Here is a 21715-nt window from a genome sequence, read left to right as displayed (position 1 = left end):
ACCCCGCACCCCGCCGCTCACGCACGGCCCCTCAGCGCAGGCTGCGCACATCGAGATGCCGCAGCACCCGGTCCACGATCTCCGGGTCCGCCCCCGGCTCGTTGCGCGCCGCCAGCACCTCGTGCCGCGCCGCGCTCATCATCTCCCCCTGGATCCGCCGCACCTTCTTCAGCCGCCGGGCCCGCTGCTCATGAGCCTCGCGCCGCTCCTCCTCCCCCATGTCGGGGCTGATCCGGATCCCGATGTCATAGGCCCGCCGCAGCATCTGCTCCGACAGCTCCTCCGGCAGCTCCTCCACCTGCTCGATCTCCCGCAGCCTCGCCCGCGCGGCCTTCATCGCCCGTACGGCCAGCTCCTTCTCGAACTCCTTCTCCTGCGCCGAGTCGGCCCGCACCCCGAGCCGCTTCACCAGCCAGGGCAGGGTCAGCCCCTGGAGCACCAGCGTGGCGACGATCACCCCGAAGGCGATGAACACGATCTCGTTCCGGTCGGGGAAGGGCGACCCGTCGTCGGTCCGCAGCGGAATCGCGAGCGCCAGCGCCACCGAGGCCACCCCGCGCATCCCGGACCACCACATCACGACGGTCTCCCGCCAGCCGAGCGGGATCTCCTCGTCGTAGTCACGGCTCGCGTGCAGCCGCATGGTCAGCCAGGTCGCGGGCAGCAGCCACAGCAGTCGTACGACGATGACGACGCCCGCGACGGCCGCCGCATAGCCGATCAGCCGGCCCCAGCGCCCGGGCGCCGCCGAGATCGCGTTGTGCAGTTCGAGCCCGATCAGCCCGAAGGCGACCCCGGTGACGAGCGTGTCGACGATGTCCCAGAAGGTGTGCCCGGCCAGCCGGGTCAGCACGTCGTCGGCGTCGGTGGCGTACTGGGCGAGGAAGAGGGAGGTGGTGAGCACGGACAGGACCCCGGAGCCGTGCAGCTCCTCCGCCAGCACGTAGGAGGCGTAGGGCACCAGCAGGGTCAGCCCGATCTGCAGGGTCGCGTCGCCGAGCTTGTCCAGCAGCTTGTTCGCGCCCCAGCCGAGCGCCAGCCCGACGACGACCGCGACCACGGCCGACAGCACCAGGTCCAGCCCGGCGCCCCACACCGAGAAGTGCCCGCTGACGGCCGCGGCGATCGCCACGTGGTACAGCACGATCGCCGTGACGTCGTTGAAGAGCCCCTCGCCCTCCAGGATCGACACCAGGCGGCGCGGCAGCCCCAGCCGTCCGGCGACGGCGGTGACGGCGACCGGGTCGGGCGGGGCGATCAGCGCGCCCAGCGCCACCGCGGCGGCGATCGACAGCCCGGGCACCAACGCGTGGGCGGTGGCCGCCACACACAGCATGGTCACGAACACGAGGGCGACGGCCAGCAGGAAGATCGGGCGTCTGTTGGCGGCGAACTGCCGCCAGGAGGTCCGGCGTACGGCGGCGTAGAGCAGCGGCGGCAGCACCGCGGGCAGGATCAGCTCGGGCGGGATGGTCACGTTGGGGACGAAGTCGGCCACCGCCAGGACCCCGCCGAACAGCGTCATCAGCACCGGCGCCGGCAGCCCGAGGCGGTCCCCGACCGGGACGCTCACCACGGCCCCGAGCAGCAGCAGGAACAACAGAGCCAACTGGTCCACGGCCGGCACTCCGGGAGTCGACGATCACATGGCGAGCCTCCAGCCTGCCATGTGACCCATCTCACCGGCCTTTTCGGCGCCCCGGCCACGGAGCGAGCCGCTCCGCCCCCTCAGCCGCCCTGCAGAGCGCGCCTTGTCGCCCTGCAGAGGGCGCCCTGTCGCCTTACAGAGCGCGGCGCATCGCCCGGTGCGGGATCCCGGCGTCCGGGAACTCGGGGCCGTAGGCCTCGTAGCCGAGGCGCTCGTAGAAGCCCAGGGCGTGGGTCTGCGCGTGCAGGTCCACCGCCGCCAGGCCACGCGCGCGTGCCGCCTCCTCGATGGCCCGCACCAGGGCCACGCCGACGCCGAGCCCGCGCGACTCCCGGGTGACGGCCAGCCGCCCGAGGGAACCGACCGTGGGGTCCCCACCGGTCTTCGCGGCCGCCGCCTCGCCGTACAGCAGGCGCCCGGCACCGAGCGGCACGCCGTCCTCGGTGACCGCCAGCACATGCAGGGCCACGGCGTCGTAGGCGTCGTACTCGATGTCCTCCGGGACCTCCTGCTCGACGACGAAGACCGCCTTGCGCACCGCGAAGCAGGCCTCGCGGTCGGCGGGGTCGTCGGCGATCCGGACGGTGTACGGCGTGCTCACGCGTACGTCTCCTCACGGACCTGGTCGAGGGCCTTCTGCAGGTCCTCGGGGTAGTCGCTCTCGAACTCGACCCACTGCCCGTCCCCGGGGTGCTCGAAGCCGAGCCGGACGGCGTGCAGCCACTGGCGGTGCAGCCGGAGCCGCTTGGCGAGGGTGGGGTCGGCGCCGTAGGTCAGGTCGCCGACGCAGGGGTGGCGGTGGGCGGCCATGTGGACGCGGATCTGGTGGGTGCGGCCGGTCTCCAGCTTCACGTCGAGCAGGGAGGCGGCGCGGAAGGCCTCGATGAGGTCGTAGTGGGTCACGGAGGGCTTGCCGTCGGCCGTGACCGCCCACTTGTAGTCGTGGTTCGGGTGGCGGCCGATGGGCGCGTCGATCGTGCCGCTCGTCGGGTCGGGGTGGCCCTGGACCAGGGTGTGGTAGCGCTTGTCGACCGTGCGCTCCTTGAACTGGCGCTTGAGCGACGTGTACGCGTACTCGGACTTGGCGACCACCATCAGGCCGGAGGTGCCGACGTCGAGGCGGTGCACGATGCCCTGGCGCTCGGCGGCGCCGGAGGTCGAGATCCGGTAGCCGGCGGCGGCGAGCCCGCCGATGACGGTCGGCCCGCTCCAGCCCGGCGAGGGGTGCGCGGCCACGCCGACCGGCTTGACGATGACGACCACGTCATCGTCGTCGTGCACGATGTCCATGCCCTCGACCGGTTCGGCGACCACCTGCACCGGCGCGGGCGCCTGCGGCATCTCGACCTCGAGCCAGGCGCCGCCGCGCACCCGCTCGGACTTGCCGACCACCGAGCCGTCGACCTGGACCTTGCCGGCCGCGGCCAGCTCCGCCGCCTTCGTGCGGGAGAAGCCGAACATGCGGGAGATGGCGGCGTCGACGCGCTCGCCCTCCAGGCCGTCGGGCACGGGCAGGGTACGGATCTCGGGAATCGTGCTCACCCGACGAGTATGCCGGACGGCTCCGACGCCCCCGCACGAGCCTGTGGACAACCGCCCCGCGCGGGGGCCGGGTCCGGGCCGGTCTCAGTCCTTGTGGACGGTGCCGTCCGGGTCCAGGCCGCGGAAGGAGAGCAGCACGATCAGGATGCCGCCGCACACGATCGCCGAGTCGGCCAGGTTGAACACCGCGAAGCCCTTGGGCGCGATGAAGTCCACGACCTCGCCCTCGAAGATCCCCGGCCACCGGAAGATCCGGTCGGTGAGGTTGCCGAGCGCGCCACCGAGGAGCAGGCCGAGCGCGATGGCCCAGGGCAGGCTGTAGAGCTTGCGGGCCAGGCGGATGATCACCACGATCACGGCGGCCGCGATCACCGTGAAGATGATCGTGAAGGCCGCGCCGAAGCCGAAGGCCGCGCCCGGATTGCGGATGGCGTGCAGTTCGAGCAGATCCCCGACGAGCTGGATCGGCGCGTGGTGCTCCAGCTTCGCGACCACGAGCATCTTGCTGATCAGGTCGAGGGCGTACGCGAACGCGGCCACCGCGAACAGCACGCCGATGCGGCGCCCGCGCCCCGTCCGGCGCTGCGCGACGGCGTCCTGCTCGCCCGCGGGGGACGCGCCGGACTCGGGGGACGCGCCGGAACCGGCGGACGCCTGCGCGTGCGTCGCCCGCTCGTCGCCGTCGTCCGGGGTGTCCGGCGTACCGATGATGCGCTCCGCCTCTGCCACGTGAGTCCCTCAACCTAGGTGCCTGACTGACGACGAGACTACGGCACGCCCGGGCGGACCCCCCTGCTCAGGAGCGGCGTTCCTGCTTCTGCTTGCACTCCACGCACAGGGTGGCCCTGGGGAACGCCTGCATGCGGGCCTTGCCGATGGGGTTGCCGCAGTTCTCGCACAGACCATAGGTGCCCGCGGCCAGCCGCTCCAGCGCCCGCTCGGTCTGGATCAGCATCTCGCGCGCGTTGGCGGCCAGCGCCAGCTCGTGCTCGCGCGTGATGTTCTTGGTGCCGGTGTCGGCCTGGTCGTCGCCGGCGCCGTCCCCGGAGTCCCGCATCAGGCCCACGAGGGACGCCTCGGAGGAGCTGATCTCGGTCCCCAGCCGCTCCGCCTCGGCCAGCAGCTCCGCACGGGCCTCCTCGACCTCCTCGGGGGTCCAGGGATCCTCGCCGGGGCGCACCGCCAGCTCGCCGGGCTCCGCCGCGGCGCCCCGCGCCTTGGGAACGGCGGTCTGCGCCGCCGTGGCCGTGCCAGGAGTCTTCTTCGCAACCACCGTCGTGGCTCCCGTCTGCTTCGCGGCCCGCGCCGCGCCCGCTTTCTTGGCCGTGCTGCTCTTCTCGACTTCCGTGACCTTCTCGGCCGCCTTCTTCGCGGCTGCCTTCCTCGCCGCTGCCTTCTTGGACGCCGTTTTCTCGGCTGCCACCTCCTTCGTCGCCTTCTTCGTCGCCTTCTTCGTCGCCTTCGTCGGGGCCTTCGTCGGGGCCTTCTCCGGGGCCTTCTTCACAGCCGCCCGCTTGGCCGGCTCCGCCTTCTCGGCCGCCGGCGCCTTCGCGGTGGTCTTCCTGGCAGCGGCTTTCTTGACGGTGGTCTTCTTGGCGGCTGCCTTCTTGGTGGCAGGCTTCTCCCCCACCTCCGGGGCCGCCGCCACCGCCGTCCGCGCCTCGGCCGCCGCCTCCCCGGCCACCGCCTTCTTCGCCGCTGCCTTGACCGCTGCCTTCTTGGCCGCGGCCTTCTTGCCCGCCGTTTCCTTCCCAGCCGCCTTCTTGGCCACCGTCTTCTTGGCGGCAGGCTTCGCGCCGGCGGCCTCCTTGGCCGTCGTCGGCTGCTTCTTCGCGGGAGGGTCCGTGTCCATCGCGGCGGGGTCCCCGTCCGAGGACAAGGCCGGCTTCTTCGTCGGATCGGCATCCGCCATCCGGAGGGTCTTCACCGGCACCGCCCGCCCGGCCGACGCCGTACGCGCGCGCGTGCTCTTCTTGCCGCCGGCGCCCTTGGCCTCGCCGCCGGAGGCTGCTGCCGTACCGCCAGGGGCGGCCGGGCCCCCGGCCCGGCCGGTCGCCGGCTGCCCTACGGCGGTCTTCTTCGCCACCATGGCCGCGGCCCCTTCACATATTGTGATCTTGCTCGCGAATCGTGCTGGGACGATAAATCGACTTGAGTCCCGCGGCAACGGGGCACACCGCCCGATTCGCCCGCCCGCACCCCCGCGCAGCGGACCTGCATGCGTTGTGCCCAGCTCCCCGCCGGGTAATCCGGGCCGGCGGCCGGCCCTCGCCCCGCCGACCGGCCGAACGCCGGGAAAAGCGGTCGGCCGCTGTCCGCTCGGCGCCGTACACTGGGCGGAGCGAAAAGCGTGGATGGGGACGAGTAGCGTCGTACGCAGCCCAGAGCGACCCGGGGACGGTGTGAGCCCGGGGGCGAGCGCGATGTGAAGATCACCCCGGAGCCGCCGGAAGAAAGCCCAGCCGTCAGGGCCAGGGCCAGTAGAACCGGCTTCGCGACCCCAATGAGGGGGCTCACCGGCGCGTACGGCGCGGCGGAGGGCCAAGGAGGGTGGTACCGCGGGAGCGCGCCGCACACGGCGTGGACATGATCGAAGGCTCTCGTCCCTCCGACGGAAGGCAGCAAGTCCGTTGGAGGATGCTCGCAGATGACAGCGCCGACGTACCGCCAGGTGCCCGCCCAGGTCGACCTGCCCGCGCTTGAGCACGCCGTGCTCGACTTCTGGCGCGACCAGAAGATCTTCGCCAAGACCCTGGAGCAGTCCGAGGGCCGCCCCGAGTGGGTGTTCTACGAGGGCCCGCCCACCGCCAACGGCATGCCTGGTGCCCACCACATCGAGGCGCGTGTCTTCAAGGACGTCTTCCCCCGCTTCCGCACCATGCGCGGCTACCACGTGGGCCGCAAGGCCGGCTGGGACTGCCACGGTCTGCCGGTGGAGCTGGCCGTCGAGAAGGAGCTGGGCTTCTCCGGCAAGCAGGACATCGAGGCGTACGGCATCGCCGCGTTCAACGCCAAGTGCCGCGAGTCGGTGACCCGGCACACGGACGCCTTCGCCGAGCTGACGACCCGCATGGGCTACTGGGTCGACCTGGACGACGCCTACCGCACGATGGACCCCGAGTACATCGAGTCGGTCTGGTGGTCGCTGAAGGAGATCTTCAACAAGGGCCTGCTGGTCCAGGACCACCGCGTCGCCCCCTGGTGCCCCCGCTGCGGCACCGGCCTGTCGGACCACGAGCTGGCGCAGGGCTACGAGACGGTCGTCGACCCGTCCGTCTACGTCCGTTTCCCGCTGACCTCCGGCCCGCTCGCCGGCGAGGCCTCCCTCCTGGTGTGGACGACGACCCCGTGGACCCTGGTGTCCAACACGGCGGTCGCGGCGCACCCGGACGTCACCTACGTCGTCGCGACGAACGGCGAGGAGAAGCTCGTCGTCGCCGAGCCGCTGGTCGCCAAGGCGCTCGGCGAGGGCTGGGAGACCACCGGCCTGAGCTTCACCGGCGCCGAGATGGAGCGCTGGACCTACCAGCGCCCGTTCGAGCTGGTTGAGTTCCCGGAGCCGGCGCACTTCGTGGTGAACGCCGAGTACGTGACCACCGAGGACGGTACGGGTCTGGTCCACCAGTCCCCGGCCTTCGGTGAGGACGACCTCAAGGTCTGCCGCTCCTACGGCCTGCCGGTCGTGAACCCGGTCCGCCCGGACGGCACCTTCGAGGAGGACGTCCCGCTGGTCGGCGGCGTCTTCTTCAAGAAGGCCGACGAAAAGCTCACCGAGGACCTCCAGCAGCGCGGCCTGCTCTTCAAGCACATCCCGTACGAGCACAGCTACCCGCACTGCTGGCGCTGCCACACCGCGCTGCTCTACTACGCGCAGCCGTCCTGGTACATCCGCACCACGGCCGTCAAGGACCGCCTCCTCGCGGAGAACGAGAACACCAACTGGTTCCCGGAGACGGTCAAGCACGGCCGCTTCGGCGACTGGCTGAGCAACAACATCGACTGGGCGCTGTCCCGCAACCGCTACTGGGGCACCCCGCTGCCGATCTGGCGCTGCGAGGACGACCACCTCACGGTCGTCGGCTCCCGCGCGGAGCTGACCGAGCTGACCGGCACCGACCAGTCGGCCCTCGACCCGCACCGCCCGTACATCGACGAGGTCACCTTCGCCTGCCGTCACGACGGCTGCGGCAGGACGGCCACGCGCGTGCCGGAGGTCATCGACGCCTGGTACGACTCGGGTTCGATGCCGTTCGCGCAGTGGGGCTACCCGTACAAGAACAAGGAGCTGTTCGAGAGCCGGTACCCGGCCCAGTTCATCTCCGAGGCGATCGACCAGACCCGCGGCTGGTTCTACACGCTGATGGCCGTCGGCACCCTGGTCTTCGACAAGTCGTCGTACGAGAACGTCGTGTGCCTCGGCCACATCCTCGCCGAGGACGGCCGCAAGATGTCCAAGCACCTGGGCAACATCCTGCAGCCGATCCCGCTCATGGACCAGCACGGCGCCGACGCGGTGCGCTGGTTCATGGCGGCCGGCGGTTCCCCGTGGGCGGCCCGCCGCGTCGGTCACGGCACCATCCAGGAGGTCGTGCGCAAGACGCTGCTGACGTACTGGAACACGGTCGCCTTCCAGGCGCTGTACGCCCGTACGTCCCAGTGGGCGCCGAGCGCGGCGGACCCGGCCCCGGCCGAGCGTCCGCTGATCGACCGCTGGCTGCTGTCCGAGCTGCACGCGCTCACCGGCGAGGTCACCGAGGCGCTGGAGTCGTACGACACCCAGCGCGCGGGCAAGCTGCTGTCCGCGTTCGTCGACGACCTGTCCAACTGGTACGTCCGCCGTTCGCGGCGCCGGTTCTGGCAGGGCGACAAGGCCGCGCTGCGCACGCTGCACGAGGTGCTGGAGACGGTCACGAAGCTGATGGCGCCGATCACCCCGTTCATCACCGAGCGGGTGTGGCAGGACCTGATCGTGCCGGTGACCCCGGGCGCCCCGGAGTCGGTGCACCTGGCCGCCTGGCCGCAGCAGGACCCGTTCTCGATCGACCCGGAGCTGTCGAAGCAGATGGTCCTGGTCCGCCGGCTGGTGGAGCTGGGCCGGGCCACGCGCGCGGAGTCGGGCGTCAAGACGCGTCAGCCGCTGTCGCGCGCGCTGGTCGCAGCGGCCGGCTTCGAGTCCCTCGACCCCGAGCTGCACTCGCAGATCACGGAGGAGCTGAACGTCTCCTCGCTGGCATCGCTGTCCGAGGTCGGCGGCTCCCTGGTGGACACGACCGCCAAGGCCAACTTCCGCGCCCTGGGCAAGCGGTTCGGCAAGCGGGTGCAGGACGTGGCGAAGGCCGTCGCCGCGGCCGACGCCGCCGCGCTCTCCCTCGCCCTGCGCGAGGGCACGGCGTCGGTGGAGGTCGACGGTGAGACGGTCACCCTCGCTCCGGACGAGGTGATCATCACGGAGACCCCGCGCGAGGGCTGGTCGGTGGCGTCCGACTCCGGTGCCACGGTGGCCCTGGACCTGGAGATCACCGAGGAGCTGCGGCAGGCGGGCCTGGCCCGTGACGCGATCCGGCTGATCCAGGAGGCCCGCAAGAACAGCGGTCTGGACGTCGCCGACCGCATCGCCCTGCGCTGGACCTCCACCGACCCGGCGGTCCTCGCGGCGCTCACCGAGCACTCCGCCCTGATCGCCGAGGAGGTCCTCGCGACCGACTTCGCCCAGGGCGAGGCGGACGAGACGTACGGCGAGCCGTTCACCGACGAGGGCCTGTCGCTGACGTTCCGCCTGCGCAAGGCGTAAGCGCCGGCCGATCGAGAAGGGCATCGAGAAGGGCCCGGTCTCCCCTGGGGAGACCGGGCCCTTTCCGGCTCCGGGCCGACACGCTGCTCAAGGCCGACACCCTGCTCACCGCCGACACCCTGCTCAACACGCGTAAAAAGGGCGGGACCCCGGACCGAAGTCCGGGGTCCCGCCCTGTGCGCTGCCGACGCCTCGTGCGTACTACTGGCCACGCGTGGCCGTCAGTTGTCGTCCTCGTCGATCAGGAAGCCGCGCATCGGCGAGGGAGCCTGACCCATCGGGGACGGGCCCTGCGGACGGACCGGGGCCATGGGCTGGGTCATGGCCGGGGTCATCTGCTGCTGGCCGCCGTAGGACGGAGCGGACGGACCGGGGTTGCCACCCATCGTCTGGTTGCCGCCGTAGGACGGGGCGCCCGCGCCGGCCGGTGCCATGGAGGGCGCCGGGGACGGCGGGAGGGACGCGGTGGCCGGGGTGCGCGGCGGGGCCAGGGAGTCGTCGGCCTGGGTCTCCAGCTGACGCAGCTGGGACTCGAGGTACGACTTCAGGCGCGTGCGGTACTCGCGCTCGAAGCCGCGCAGGTCCTCGACCTTGCGCTCCAGCGTGGCGCGGGCGGACTCCAGGGAGCCCATCGCGACGCGGTGCTTCTCCTGCGCGTCCCGCTCCAGGGCGTCCGCCTTGGCACGGGCGTCACGCTCCAGACCCTCGGCGCGGCTGCGGGCCTCGCCGACGATCTTGTTGGCCTCGGAGCGGGCCTCGGCGATCGCCTGGTCGGCGGTCTGCTGGGCCAGCGAGAGGACACGGGCGGCGCTGTCGCCACCGGGGGCCTGACCGGGGCCGCCCATCGGGCCGCCCATGGGGCCACCCATCGGGCCGCCCATCTGCTGCGGCATGGGCGGCTGACCACCCATGGGGCCCTGACCCATCGGACCCTGACCCATGGGGCCCTGACCCATCGGACCCTGGCCCATCGGACCGGGACCCTGCGGGCCACCCTGACCGCCGGGACCGGCGGGCAGCTGCGGGGCGCCGCTCGGCAGCTGGGGCGGGCCGCCCATGGGGCCGCCCATCTGCTGCTGCGGCGGGCCCGATATGCCGGCGGGCACCGGAGCGCCGGGGCCTCGCATCCCCTGCTGAGGCATGCCGCCCTGCTGCTGGTCCTGCGGCTCCGGAGGCTTGCGCATGTTCTGCTGGTTCTGGGCAGCGGCGCGCGTGGCCGCGGCCAGCTTGGCCCGCAGGTCCTCGTTCTCGCGGAGCAGACGGGTCAGTTCGGCTTCGACCTCGTCGAGGAAGGCATCGACCTCGTCCTCGTCATAGCCTTCTCGGAGGCGGACGGTCGTGAACTGCTTGTTCCGCACGTCCTCGGGGGTCAACGGCATCTCTTCACCTCAGCGTAGTCATCGGCAGTCGGCAAGACCGTATCGTCCGTCCTCATCAGATGAAGCTCCGTGCAACGGAGATGAGGATGTAGACGATGATCATCAGTACGAAGAAGGACAGGTCGAGCGCCACGCCCCCGAGACGCAGCGGCGGAATGAACCGCCGCAGAAGCTTCAGCGGTGGATCGGTGACAGTGTAGGTGGCCTCCAGTACGACCACCATCGCCTTGCCGGGTTGCCATGAGCGGGCGAACTGGAACACGTAGTCCATGACCAACCGGAAGATGAGCACGACGAGGAACACCATCAGCGCGATGTAGATCACCTGCGCGAACACGCTCATGGTCTGGGCTTCCCTCTCCCCTGTTCCGTACTTCTTACGTGCCTTTTATCCGGTTGTGCGTCTCAGCTCTGGTTGAAGAACCCGCCCTCTGCGATGCGGGCCTTGTCCTCCGCCGTGACATCGACGTTAGCAGGCGACAACAGGAACACCTTCTGCGTCACCCGCTCGATGCTGCCGTGAAGACCAAACACCAAACCAGCCGCAAAGTCGACAAGTCGCTTCGCATCTGTGTCGTCCATCTCAGTCAGATTCATGATCACCGGGGTGCCCTCACGGAAGTGTTCCCCGATGGTACGGGCCTCGTTGTAGGTCCGCGGGTGAAGCGTGGTGATCCGGTACGGCTCTCGTTCGGACACGACCTTGGGCATGATCACCGGTGCGTTCTTCTCCAGGGACTGACGTTCTTGTGTGATGGACGCCACGGGCGCGATCCGCGCCGGACGTCCGGATTCCGCGGCGAGCGAAGTCGAACGGGCCACCGGTTCGCGCGGCGCGGGCGGTTGTACGATTCGCACGTCTTCGTCCCTTTGGGACTGATGTGCGCTGTGCGACTGGTGTGACGCATCGTGCCGTCGGTGGTCCCGCTCGGGCTCCGGGTCCAATTCGGGCTCGAAGTCGTCGTCGGGGTCGAATCCGCGGCCGTCGTACCCATCGTCCTCCACGAGGCCGAGGTAGACCGCCATCTTGCGCATCGCGCCGGCCATGCTCTGAGTCCTCCGCTCTGTGGTGGATCGGCTGACGACTGCCAAGTGCCCGCGATCCACGTGGTCGTTGTGCCCGCTTTCGGCGGCATTGACCATATTTTCTGCTGTGGTCCGACTTCCTGGCGACGTTACCGGAGCCTGGGGCGGACTCCGAGTACCGCAGTGCCGACGCGCACATGTGTCGCCCCGGCCGCCACGGCCTGCTCGAGGTCCGCACTCATCCCTGCCGACACCATGGTTGCAGCCGGATGAGCCCGGCGCAGGTCAGTCGACAAATCCATGAGCCGTTCGAATGCCGCCTGTTCGCGTCCGGCGTACTCGCCGGTGAGCGGGGCCACGGTCATCAGACCGTCGAGCCGCAGTCCGGGTGCCCCGGCGATGAGGTCGGCCAACTCTTCGATTCCGCCGGGCGCCACGCCCCCGCGCTCACCGCGCGCGCTCTCGCCGGCGTCGAGCGCGACCTGCACGAGACAGCCCACTTCGCGCCCCGCGCGCACCGCCTCCCTCGACAGCGCCGAGACGAGCCGGGCACGGTCGACGGACTGCACGACATCGGCATAACCGACCACGGAACGCACTTTGTTGGTCTGCAACTGCCCCACAAAATGCCAATTCAGTGGCAGATCCGCACAAGCCGCCGCCTTCGGCGCCGCGTCCTGGTCGCGGTTCTCGGCGACATGACGCACACCGAGTTCCGACAGAATCCGCACATCGCTCGCCGGGTAGGTCTTGGTGACCACGATCAGGGTCACCTCCTCCCGCGCCCGCCCCGCCGCCACACACGCGGCGGCGATGCGCTCCTCCACTCTCGCCAGGTTTGCGGCGAGTTCGGTCTTACGGTCCGTCATGCCCCATCAGTCCAGCCAGACATAGCTCGCGAGCCGCCCCGTGGTGCGGTCGCGGCGGTACGAGAAGTGGTCGCCCGACTCCAGCGTGCACACCGGCGACTGCGCCCGGTCGCACACCCCGAGCCGGTCGAGCTGCGCGTGCACTCCGGCGCTCACGTCGACCGCGGGCGTACCCCAGCTCGTCTCGGCGTGCGCCGCCGGCTCGACGGCGGCCACTTCGGCGCGCATCGGCTCCGGCACCTCGTAGCACCGGCCGCAGACGGACGGTCCGGTGCGGGCGACGATCCGGCCCGGTTCGGCGCCGAGTTCGGCCATGGCCCGTACGGCGGCGGGGACGACCCCCTTGACCATGCCAGGCCGGCCCGCGTGGGCCGCGGCGACGACTCCCGCGACGGGGTCCGCCAGCAGCACCGGCACGCAGTCGGCGGTGAGGACGGCCAGGGCGAGCCCGCGGCGGGCGGTGACGATCGCGTCGACCTCCGGCACGGGACTTTCGCCCCAGGGTGCGTCCACGACGGCCACGTCGGCGCCGTGCACCTGGTTCATCCAGACCACCTGTGCCGGGTCGAGGCCCAGCGACTTGGCGGCGAGTTCACGGTTGGTGCGGACGGCGCCCGGGTCGTCGCCGACCGCGCCGCCGAGGTTCAGCTCCTCATACGGAGCGGCGCTCACCCCGCCCCACCGGTCGGTGAAGGCGAAGTGCGCGCCGCTCACGCTCTCGCGCTGTCCTATCACTTCAGGAAGTCCGGAACGTCCAGTTCCTCGGCCGCGCTGTCCGCGTAGGTCCGCGGCGCCGGCGCGACCGGCGGGGCGACCGGGATGTCGGCCACCGGCTCGGGCGCGGGCTCCGGCTCCTCCTTCGGGGTCACGCTGCCGAGCGAGCCGAAGGACGGGGAGACCGGCGTCTGGTGCCGGGCCGGGGCGGGCTCGTCGCGGCGGGGCGCGGAGGAGGCGGAGGCCGAGCCGAGGACGGTGTCCCGGCGGGCCGGCGGCTGGCCGCCGTCGAAGCCGGCGGCGATCACGGTGACGCGGACCTCGTCGCCGAGGGCGTCGTCGATGACCGCGCCGAAGATGATGTTGGCCTCGGGGTGGGCGGCCTCGCTGACCAGCTGCGCGGCCTCGTTGATCTCGAACAGGCCGAGGTCGGAGCCGCCGGAGATGGACAGCAGCACGCCGCGGGCGCCGTCGATGGACGCCTCCAGCAGCGGCGAGGAGATCGCCATCTCGGCGGCGGCCACCGCGCGGTCGTCGCCGCGGGCCGAGCCGATGCCCATGAGGGCCGAACCGGCCTCGGACATGACCGACTTGACGTCGGCGAAGTCGAGGTTGATCAGGCCGGGGGTGGTGATGAGGTCGGTGATGCCCTGGACACCGGAGAGCAGGACCTGGTCGGCCGACTTGAAGGCGTCCAGGACCGAGACCTGGCGGTCCGAGATGGACAGCAGCCGGTCGTTGGGGATGACGATGAGGGTGTCGACCTCTTCGCGCAGCTCGGCGATGCCGTCCTCGGCCTGGTTCGCGCGGCGCCGTCCCTCGAAGGTGAACGGGCGCGTGACCACGCCGATGGTGAGGGCGCCCAGCGAGCGCGCGATGTTGGCCACGACGGGCGCGCCGCCGGTGCCGGTGCCGCCGCCTTCACCGGCCGTCACGAAGACCATGTCGGCCCCCTTGAGGACCTCCTCGATCTCCTCGCGGTGGTCCTCGGCGGCCTTGCGGCCGACGGCCGGGTTGGCTCCGGCGCCGAGTCCGCGGGTGAGTTCGCGGCCGACGTCGAGCTTGACGTCGGCGTCGCTCATCAACAGCGCCTGTGCGTCGGTGTTGATGGCGATGAACTCGACGCCCTTGAGACCGACCTCGATCATCCGGTTGATGGCATTGACACCACCGCCGCCGACACCGATGACCTTGATGACTGCGAGGTAGTTCTGCGGTGCTGCCACGTCGAAGGCCTCTCGCCTCGAATTACGTTGTCGCCGTCGGGCGGTTCCCCGCGCCGGGACGACAGATGCCGAATGGGACGGTCCGAACGCCGACCCGAACCCTAACCCTGAAGTTTAGGGTTACCAGTGTGTCTGTTCCCTGGACTCTTCCGAACAGGACACTAAGTCGACAAGTGGCGCCCGTTCAACGAACACGCCGAACCTCCCGTTTTTCTTTTCACCCTATGTGATCAGCCGTAGCAGTGCCCAACCAGGGTGCTGGCCTGCGCTGATGTGCGTCAACTCGCCGATGACGCAGGGGCGGTGGGCACGCTGACATCGAAGTGCCGTGCGCCGGGAGCTGCTTTCATGAGAGCTGTGAGGGCTCGTGCCTTGGCGCGGCCGTTCTCGCTGCTGCCCCATGCCACCGTGCGGCCGTCGGCCAACTTCAGCGAGATGGCGTCGTAGGACCGGACTTGGACGCTCCGGGTGTCCTTCGCGACCGCGGCCGGCACGTCACCGGCGACCCGGACCGCCTCGCGCACCAGCCGGTCGGTGCCGAAGCGCCGGAGGCTCGCGGCACTCGAACCCGACCGGGACGCGGTCAATTCCAGCGCGGGGACGCCTTTCGGAGCCTCGGAAACGGTGGCGAAACGGACACCTTGTCTGTCGACTTCGATGAACTTTCCGGCTTTTCGGACAATGAGCACCGGGGTGCGCTCGGTGACTTTCAGGCCGATTCCATGGGGCCAGGACCGAACGACATCAACGGTGTCAATTCGGGTCAATTTCTGGCGAAGTCGGGCTTCGATCGCATCGGTGTCGACGGAAATGAGCGGCTCCCCGAGCGGCACGGAGGCGGCCCCGCGCACCTCGGCGGGGGTCAGCACCCGCGTGCCCGACACCGAGACCCGCTCCACGCGCAGCCACTCGCTGCCGTACAACACCCACGTGGTTCCGGCCCCGAGGAGCACGAGCGCCACGGCCAGAACGACGATCGTACGAAGGCGCGGTCGCCTCAACCGGCGGGCGAGCGGCGGGCCGGACGACTCCTGCTGGCGTTCACCGCGCTCGGCGGTCGTCGGTCCGGCCACGCTTACTACCCTTTCGTCATACGGTCCTAACGGCGCGAGGCGATCGCCTCGTACACCATGCCGACGAGCAGCTCGTCGGCGTCCCGGCGGCCGAACTCGCTCGCGGCGCGGGACATCTCGTACAGCCGGTGCGGGTCGGCGAGGACGGGCAGCACGTTCTGCTGCACCCACTCGGGCGTGAGCTCCGCGTCGTCGACGAGGAGTCCGCCACCGGCCTTGACCACCGGCTGGGCGTTCAGCCGCTGTTCGCCGTTGCCGATGGGCAGCGGGACGTAGGCGGCCGGGAGCCCGACGGCGGAGAGTTCGGCGACGGTCATCGCGCCCGCGCGGCAGAGCATCATGTCGGCCGCGGCGTACGCGAGGTCCATCCGGTCCAGGTAACTTACCGGGATGTAGGGCGGCATTCCCGGCATCTGGTGCACCTGCGGCAGTTCGTTCTTCGGGCCGACCGCGTGCAGGATCTGGATGCCGGCCTGCTGGAGCCACGGGGCGACCTGCTGGACCACCTCGTTGAGGCGCCGGGCGCCCTGGGAGCCGCCGGAGACGAGCAGCGTGGGCAGGTTCGGGTCCAGGCCGAAGCGGGCGCGGGCCTCGGGGCGGGCGACGGCGCGGTCCAGGGTGGCGATGGAGCGGCGCAGCGGGATGCCGATGTAGCGGGCGTCGCGCAGCTTGCTGTCCGGGGTGGAGACGGCGACCCGGGCCGCGTACCGCGAGCCGATCTTGTTGGCCAGGCCGGGCCGCGCGTTGGCCTCGTGGATCACGATGGGCACACCGAGGCGCTTGGCGGCCAGGTAGCCGGGCAGGGCGACGTAGCCGCCGAAGCCCACCACGCAGTCGGCCTTGGTGCGCTCCAGGATCTGCTCGGCGGCCTTGATGGTGCCGCGCAGCCGGCCCGGGACGGTGATCAGCTCGGGCGTGGGCTTGCGGGGCAGCGGCACGGCCGGGATCAGCGCCAGCTCGTAGCCGCGCTCCGGTACGAGCCGGGTCTCCAGGCCCCGCTCCGTGCCCAGGGCCGTGATCCCCACGGTCGGGTCCTGCCTGCGCAGGGCGTCCGCGAGGGCGAGCGCGGGCTCGATGTGGCCCGCGGTACCCCCGCCGGCGAGTACGACATGCACCGAAATTCACCGCTCTCCGGACGAACGCGCCGCCGAGGCACGCCGTCGCATCGTGTTCCATCTCCGGGGTCCCGAAGAACCCCCGGCTCCCCGCTTTCTACCAAAGCGAGGTTGCCGCATCGCAAGCGCCGCCCGCGCAGCGGGCTCGTCCCGCGCGAAGGCGATCAGCAACCCGATGGCGAACATGGTCGGCAGCAGGGCGGACCCTCCGTAGGAGAACAGCGGGAGGGGGACGCCGGCGATCGGCAGCAGACCGAGCACCGCACCGATGTTGATCACCGCCTGGGCGGTGATCCAGGTGGTCACGCCTCCCGCGGCGTACCTCACGAAGGGGTCCTCCGTGCGTCCGGCCACGCGGATACCCGCATAGCCTAGAGCCGCGAACAGGGCGAGTACCGACAGCGTCCCCGCCAGGCCCAGTTCCTCACCGGTGACGGCGAAGATGAAGTCGGTGTGGGCTTCGGGGAGTTGGCCCCATTTTTCCACACTCGCACCGAGTCCGGATCCGAAGATTCCGCCGGAGGCGAGGGCGTAGATCCCGTGCACGGCCTGCCAGCAGTCGGCGACGCCCGCCTTGGGCTCGGTGGCGCCGATGCAGGCGAGGCGGGCCATCCGGTTGGGGCTCGTCTTGATCAGGATCACACCGATCGCGCCCGCGACCGTCAGCACGCCGGCGAACAGCCGGGTGGGCGCCCCGGCGAGCCACAGCAGGCCGAACAGGATCGCCGTCAGGATGATCGCCGTCCCCATGTCGCCGCCGAGCATGATCAGTCCGAGCAGCAGGAAGGCGACCGGTACGAGCGGTACCAGCATGTGCTTCCACTGGGCCAGCAGCTTCTTCTCCTGTTTGCGGGCGATCAGGTCCGCGCCCCACAGCACCAGGGCGAGCTTGCCGAACTCGCTGGGCTGGATCTGGAAGGAGCCGCCGAGGGAGATCCAGTTCTGGTTCCCGTTGACCGCCATCCCTATCCCCGGCACCTGCACCAGGACCATCAGGAAGACCGCGCCGGCCAGGATCGGGTAGGCCAGCGCGCGGTGCAGCTTCACCGGCATGCGGGAGGCCGCGAACAGCAGTGCCCCGCCGATGAGCGCGGCGAGGAACTGCTTGCGGAAGAAGTACGAGCCGGGCAGCGAGAGCTGCAGCGCGGTGATCTGGGAGGCCGAGTAGACCATCACCAGGCCCAGCACGGTGATCAGCAGGCTGCCGCCGAGGATCAGGTAGTAAGCGGTCAGCGGGCGGTCCCAGGCCTTGCGCGCGCGGATGTAGAGCCGCCGTACGGGGTTGTCGCGCGGCGGCCTCGGGGCGGCGGGGCGGCGGGCCGCCCGCTGCACGGGTGGCCGGCCGGTACGGCTACCGGGCATCAACGCCTCCACTGAACGTCGACCGTGCCACGCGTCCCTCCCAAGATCCGCCCGGCGGGCGGCCGGGGTCAGGCGTCGAGTCCGCGGACCGCCTCCGCGAACGCGTCACCGCGCTGGTTGTAGTTGGTGAACATGTCCATCGAGGCACAGGCCGGGGCCAGCAGCACCGTGTCGCCGGGCTGTGCGAGCCGCTGCGCCTCCGTCACGGCCTGGAGCATCGCCCCAGTGTCGGTCCGGTCGAGGTCGACGACGGGTACTTCCGGGGCGTGTCGCGCGAGGGCCTCGCGGATCAGCGCGCGGTCCGCGCCGATGAGAACCGCGCCGCGAAGTCGCTTCGCCGACGCGGCGACCAGCTCGTCGAAGACCGCGCCCTTCGCCAATCCGCCCGCAATCCATACGATCGACTCATATGCCGCCAACGAGGCTTCCGCGGCGTGGGTGTTGGTCGCCTTGGAGTCGTCCACGTACGCCACCCCGTCCACGTCGGCGACGTGGGCGATGCGGTGGGCGTCGGGGCTGAAGGCCCGCAGTCCGTCGCGCACGGCCGTGGCGGGGACCCCGAAGGAGCGCGCGAGGGCCGCCGCGGCAAGGGCGTTGGCGATGTTGTGCGGGGCCGGCGGGTTGACGTCGGAGACCTCGGCCAGCTCCTGCGCGTTCTTGTGCCGGTTCTCCACGAAGGCGCGGTCGACCAGGATGCCGTCCACGACGCCGAGTTGGGAGGGACCGGGGGTGCCGAGGGTGAACCCGACGGCCCGGCAACCCTCTTCGACGTCGGCCTCGCGCACCAGGTCCTCGGTGCGCTTGTCGGCCACGTTGTAGACGCAGGCGACCCGATTGCCTTCGTAGATACGGCCCTTGTCGGCCGCGTAGGCCTCCATCGAGCCGTGCCAGTCGAGGTGGTCCGGGGCGAGGTTCAGCACGGCCCCGGAGTGGGCGCGCAGGGAGGGCGCCCAGTGGAGCTGGTAGCTGGACAGTTCGACGGCCAGGACGTCGTACCGTTCCTCGCCGAGGACGGCGTCCAGCAGGGAGACGCCGATGTTGCCGACGGCGGCCGTGCGCAGGCCCGCGGCCTTCAGGATCGACGCCAGCATCTGGACGGTGGTGGTCTTGCCGTTCGTGCCGGTGACGGCGAGCCAGGGGGCCGCGTCGGGGCCCCGCAGGCGCCAGGCGAGCTCGACGTCGCCCCAGACGGGCACACCCGCCTTCTCGGCCGCCAGGAACAGCGGCTTGTCCGGCTTCCAGCCGGGCGCGGTGACGATCAGCTCGGTGCCCTCGGGAAGCGTCGCGCCGTCGCCGAGGCGCACGGTGATGCCGAGCGCCTCCAGCTCCGCGGCCTGCTCACGCGCGCGTGCGTCGTCGCCGTCGTTGACGACCGTGACGATCGCCCCGCGCGCGTGCAGCACCTTCGCCGCCGGGACGCCGGAGACGCCGAGCCCGGCGACGGTGACGTGCTTGCCCTGGAAGTCGGAAGACCCGGAAGGCACCGAGGAGGTCACTTGTCCGCTGCCCATCCTGCGTAGAAGAGTCCAAGTCCGACAATCACACAGATTCCCTGGATGATCCAGAAGCGGACCACGACCAGGACTTCGGACCAGCCCTTGAGTTCGAAGTGGTGCTGAAGCGGTGCCATGCGGAAGACGCGCTTCCCGGTGAGCCGGAAGGAGCCGACCTGGATGACGACCGACATGGTGATGAGGACGAACAGGCCGCCCATGATGGCCACCAGCAGCTCCGTGCGGGAGAGGATGGCCAGGCCCGTCAGGACACCACCGAGGGCGAGCGAACCGGTGTCGCCCATGAAGATCTTCGCCGGCGAGGTGTTCCACCACAGGAAGCCCAGGCAGGCGCCCATCAGGGCGGAGGCGACCACGGCGAGGTCCAGCGGGTCGCGCACCTCGTAGCAGGCGGCCGGGTTGGTCAGCGTCTGCGCGTTGGCGCAGGACTCCTGGAACTGCCAGACGCCGATGAACGTGTAGGCGCCGAAGACGAGGACGGAGGCGCCGGTGGCGAGGCCGTCCAGACCGTCGGTGAGGTTCACGCCGTTCGACATCGCGAGGATCATGAACAGCGCCCAGACGACGAACAGCACCGGGCCGATGGACCAGCCGAAGTCCGTGATGAACGACAGCTTGGTGGAGGCCGGGGTGTTGCCCCGGGCGTCGGCGAACATCAGCGACAGCACGGCGAAGGCGATGCCGACGATCAGCTGGCCGGCCATCTTCGCCTTGGCCCGCAGACCCAGCGAGCGCCGCTTGACGATCTTGATGTAGTCGTCCAGGAAGCCGACCAGGCCCATGCCGAACATCAGGCCCAGGACCAGCAGGCCGGAGTAGGTGGGCGGGTAGCCGGTGATGAGCTTGCTCAGGAAGTACGCGGCGATCGTCGCCAGGATGAAGGCGATACCGCCCATGGTGGGCGTACCGCGCTTGCTGGCGTGCTCGCGCGGGCCGTCGTCACGGATGTACTGGCCGTAGCCCTTGCGGGCCAGCAGTTTGATCAGCAGCGGGGTCCCGATCAGGGTCAGGAAGAGGCCGATGACTCCCGAGAACAGGATCTGCTTCATCATCGGGCGGCAACCTCACCCTCGGCACCGGTCTCGATCAGCGCCTGGGCCACACTCTCCAGCCCCACCGACCGGGACGCCTTCACGAGGACGACGTCCCCCGGGCGCAACTCGTTGCGCAACAGGTCGACCGCCGCCTGTGCGTCGGACACGTGCACCGACTCCTCACCCCACGAACCCTCGTTATATGCGCCCAGTTGCAGCCAGGAGGCCTCAATCCCCCCGACCGCGACGAGCTTGCTGACGTTGAGCCGGACGGCGAGCCGTCCGACGGCGTCGTGCTCGGCGAGCGCCTCGTCCCCCAGCTCGGCCATCTTGCCGAGCACCGCCCACGTGCGGCGCCCCTTGCCCATGGCCGCGAGTGCCCTGAGGGCGGCCCGCATGGACTCGGGGTTGGCGTTGTAGGCGTCGTTGACGATGGTCACGCCGTCCGGGCGCTCGGTGACCTCCATCCGCCAGCGGGAGAGGGTGTCCGCCTCGGAGAGCGCGGTGGCGATCTCTTCCGCGGACATGCCCAGCTCATGGGCGACGGCGGCCGCGGCGAGCGCGTTCGACACGTGATGCTCACCGTACAGGCGCATGGTCACATCGCTTGCACCGGAGGGTGTGTGAAGCCTGAAGGAAGGCTGTCCGCTGTCCGTGAGTCGCACGTTCTCGGCGCGTACGTCCGCTTCGGCCGACTCTCCGAAAAGGACCACCTTCGCCTTGGTACGGGACGCCATCGCGCGCACCAGCGGGTCGTCGGCGTTGAGGATCGCCGCCCCGTCCTCCGGAAGGGCCTCCACCAGTTCGCCCTTGGCCTGCGCGATCTGCTCACGCCCGCCGAACTCGCCGATGTGGGCGGTGCCGACGTTGAGCACCAGGCCGATCCTGGGCGGGGTGAGGCCGGTGAGGTAGCTGATGTGCCCGATGCCGCGGGCGCCCATCTCCAGCACGAGGAACTTCGTCTCCTCGGTGGCGGTCAGGGCGGTCAGCGGCAGCCCGATCTCGTTGTTGAGCGAGCCGGGCGTGAACACGGTGGGGGCCTTGCGCTGCAGCACCTGGGCGACGAGGTCCTTGGTGCTGGTCTTGCCGGCCGAGCCGGTCAGCGCGACGAGGGTCGTGCCGAGCCGCTGGACGACATGTCGGGCGAGGGCGCCGAGGGCGGTCTGGACGTCCTCGACGACGATCGCGGGCACGCCGACGGGGCGCGACGCCAGTACGGCGGCCGCGCCCGCCTCCACGACGGCCCGCGCGTAGTCGTGGCCGTCGACCCGCTCGCCGACGAAGGCGGCGAACAGGCTGCCGGGGACCACCTCGCGGGAGTCCCGGACGACCGGTCCGGTGACCTGGACGGACGGATCCGGTATGTCGTGCGTCTGCCCGCCGACGACAGCTGCGATCTCGGCGAGGGAGAGGGCGATCACA

At 70.7% G+C, this 21715-nt stretch carries 18 protein-coding genes; 1 reads left to right on the top strand and 17 read right to left on the bottom strand.

The annotated features are described in order from the left end of the window. Positions 1 to 31: 31 nt before the first annotated feature. The 5 genes from ABZ865_RS04150 to ABZ865_RS04130 form a co-directional block, all read right to left on the bottom strand. Complete coding sequence (locus tag ABZ865_RS04150; protein WP_361223431.1) at positions 32 to 1618, bottom strand: Na+/H+ antiporter; 1587 nt, start codon at positions 1616 to 1618, stop codon at positions 32 to 34. 163 nt (positions 1619 to 1781) lie between these two features. After that, complete coding sequence (locus tag ABZ865_RS04145) at positions 1782 to 2249, bottom strand: GNAT family N-acetyltransferase (RefSeq protein WP_361223428.1); 468 nt, start codon at positions 2247 to 2249, stop codon at positions 1782 to 1784. Then, a complete protein-coding gene (locus tag ABZ865_RS04140; protein ID WP_361223425.1) occupies positions 2246 to 3190 on the bottom strand; it encodes an RluA family pseudouridine synthase in 945 nt (314 codons plus the stop codon). Before ABZ865_RS04140 ends, ABZ865_RS04145 begins: the two co-directional genes overlap by 4 nt. A gap of 84 nt (positions 3191 to 3274) precedes the next feature. Next, a complete protein-coding gene (lspA, locus tag ABZ865_RS04135; RefSeq protein WP_361223421.1) occupies positions 3275 to 3919 on the bottom strand; it encodes a signal peptidase II in 645 nt (214 codons plus the stop codon). 67 nt (positions 3920 to 3986) lie between these two features. Beyond that, positions 3987 to 5279, bottom strand: coding sequence for a TraR/DksA family transcriptional regulator (locus ABZ865_RS04130; protein WP_361223418.1), 1293 nt, complete (start codon positions 5277 to 5279; stop codon positions 3987 to 3989). A gap of 558 nt (positions 5280 to 5837) precedes the next feature. Between ABZ865_RS04130 and ileS the strand changes: the two genes are divergently transcribed. Beyond that, positions 5838 to 8981 (top strand): isoleucine--tRNA ligase, encoded by a 3144-nt coding sequence (ileS, locus tag ABZ865_RS04125; RefSeq protein ID WP_361223415.1) that lies wholly within the window; start codon positions 5838 to 5840, stop codon positions 8979 to 8981. A 221-nt stretch (positions 8982 to 9202) separates the two neighbouring features. Here the strand turns inward: ileS and ABZ865_RS04120 are convergent, their stop codons facing one another. From ABZ865_RS04120 to murF, 12 genes are all read right to left on the bottom strand, one after another. Then, positions 9203 to 10360 carry a DivIVA domain-containing protein gene (locus tag ABZ865_RS04120; RefSeq protein ID WP_361223411.1) on the bottom strand — a complete coding sequence of 386 codons (1158 nt, stop codon included), beginning with the start codon at positions 10358 to 10360 and terminating at the stop codon, positions 9203 to 9205. Between the two features lie 55 nt (positions 10361 to 10415). Beyond that, entirely contained in the window at positions 10416 to 10703 is a 288-nt protein-coding gene (locus ABZ865_RS04115) for a YggT family protein (RefSeq protein WP_100825710.1), read from the bottom strand. Between the two features lie 62 nt (positions 10704 to 10765). Beyond that, complete coding sequence (sepF, locus tag ABZ865_RS04110; RefSeq protein WP_361223408.1) at positions 10766 to 11407, bottom strand: cell division protein SepF; 642 nt, start codon at positions 11405 to 11407, stop codon at positions 10766 to 10768. A gap of 128 nt (positions 11408 to 11535) precedes the next feature. Next, on the bottom strand, positions 11536 to 12255 hold the full coding sequence (locus ABZ865_RS04105; RefSeq protein WP_361223405.1) for a YggS family pyridoxal phosphate-dependent enzyme: 720 nt from the start codon (positions 12253 to 12255) through the stop codon (positions 11536 to 11538). Between the two features lie 6 nt (positions 12256 to 12261). Beyond that, entirely contained in the window at positions 12262 to 12990 is a 729-nt protein-coding gene (pgeF, locus tag ABZ865_RS04100; protein WP_361223402.1) for a peptidoglycan editing factor PgeF, read from the bottom strand. Next, a complete protein-coding gene (ftsZ, locus tag ABZ865_RS04095) occupies positions 12987 to 14195 on the bottom strand; it encodes a cell division protein FtsZ (protein WP_361223399.1) in 1209 nt (402 codons plus the stop codon). Before ftsZ ends, pgeF begins: the two co-directional genes overlap by 4 nt. Before the next feature lie 278 nt (positions 14196 to 14473). Beyond that, positions 14474 to 15268, bottom strand: coding sequence for an FtsQ-type POTRA domain-containing protein (locus tag ABZ865_RS04090; protein WP_361223391.1), 795 nt, complete (start codon positions 15266 to 15268; stop codon positions 14474 to 14476). Between the two features lie 26 nt (positions 15269 to 15294). Further along, entirely contained in the window at positions 15295 to 16383 is a 1089-nt protein-coding gene (gene murG, locus ABZ865_RS04085; protein ID WP_100825715.1) for an undecaprenyldiphospho-muramoylpentapeptide beta-N-acetylglucosaminyltransferase, read from the bottom strand. A gap of 6 nt (positions 16384 to 16389) precedes the next feature. Beyond that, positions 16390 to 17745 (bottom strand): putative lipid II flippase FtsW, encoded by a 1356-nt coding sequence (gene ftsW / locus ABZ865_RS04080; protein WP_361223388.1) that lies wholly within the window; start codon positions 17743 to 17745, stop codon positions 16390 to 16392. A gap of 68 nt (positions 17746 to 17813) precedes the next feature. Continuing rightward, entirely contained in the window at positions 17814 to 19256 is a 1443-nt protein-coding gene (gene murD / locus ABZ865_RS04075; protein WP_361223385.1) for a UDP-N-acetylmuramoyl-L-alanine--D-glutamate ligase, read from the bottom strand. Next, positions 19238 to 20308, bottom strand: a complete 1071-nt coding sequence (gene mraY / locus ABZ865_RS04070; RefSeq protein WP_361224375.1) for a phospho-N-acetylmuramoyl-pentapeptide-transferase — start codon at positions 20306 to 20308, stop codon at positions 19238 to 19240. Before mraY ends, murD begins: the two co-directional genes overlap by 19 nt. Next, entirely contained in the window at positions 20308 to 21714 is a 1407-nt protein-coding gene (gene murF / locus ABZ865_RS04065) for a UDP-N-acetylmuramoyl-tripeptide--D-alanyl-D-alanine ligase (protein ID WP_361223382.1), read from the bottom strand. The genes mraY and murF overlap by 1 nt, the downstream gene beginning before the upstream one ends. Between the last annotated feature and the right edge of the window lies 1 nt (position 21715).

This window comes from Streptomyces sp. NPDC047085 (assembly GCF_040643735.1).
In the GTDB taxonomy this organism is placed as follows: Bacteria; Actinomycetota; Actinomycetes; order Streptomycetales; family Streptomycetaceae; genus Streptomyces.
This window is presented reverse-complemented; position numbering and strand designations above follow the sequence as displayed.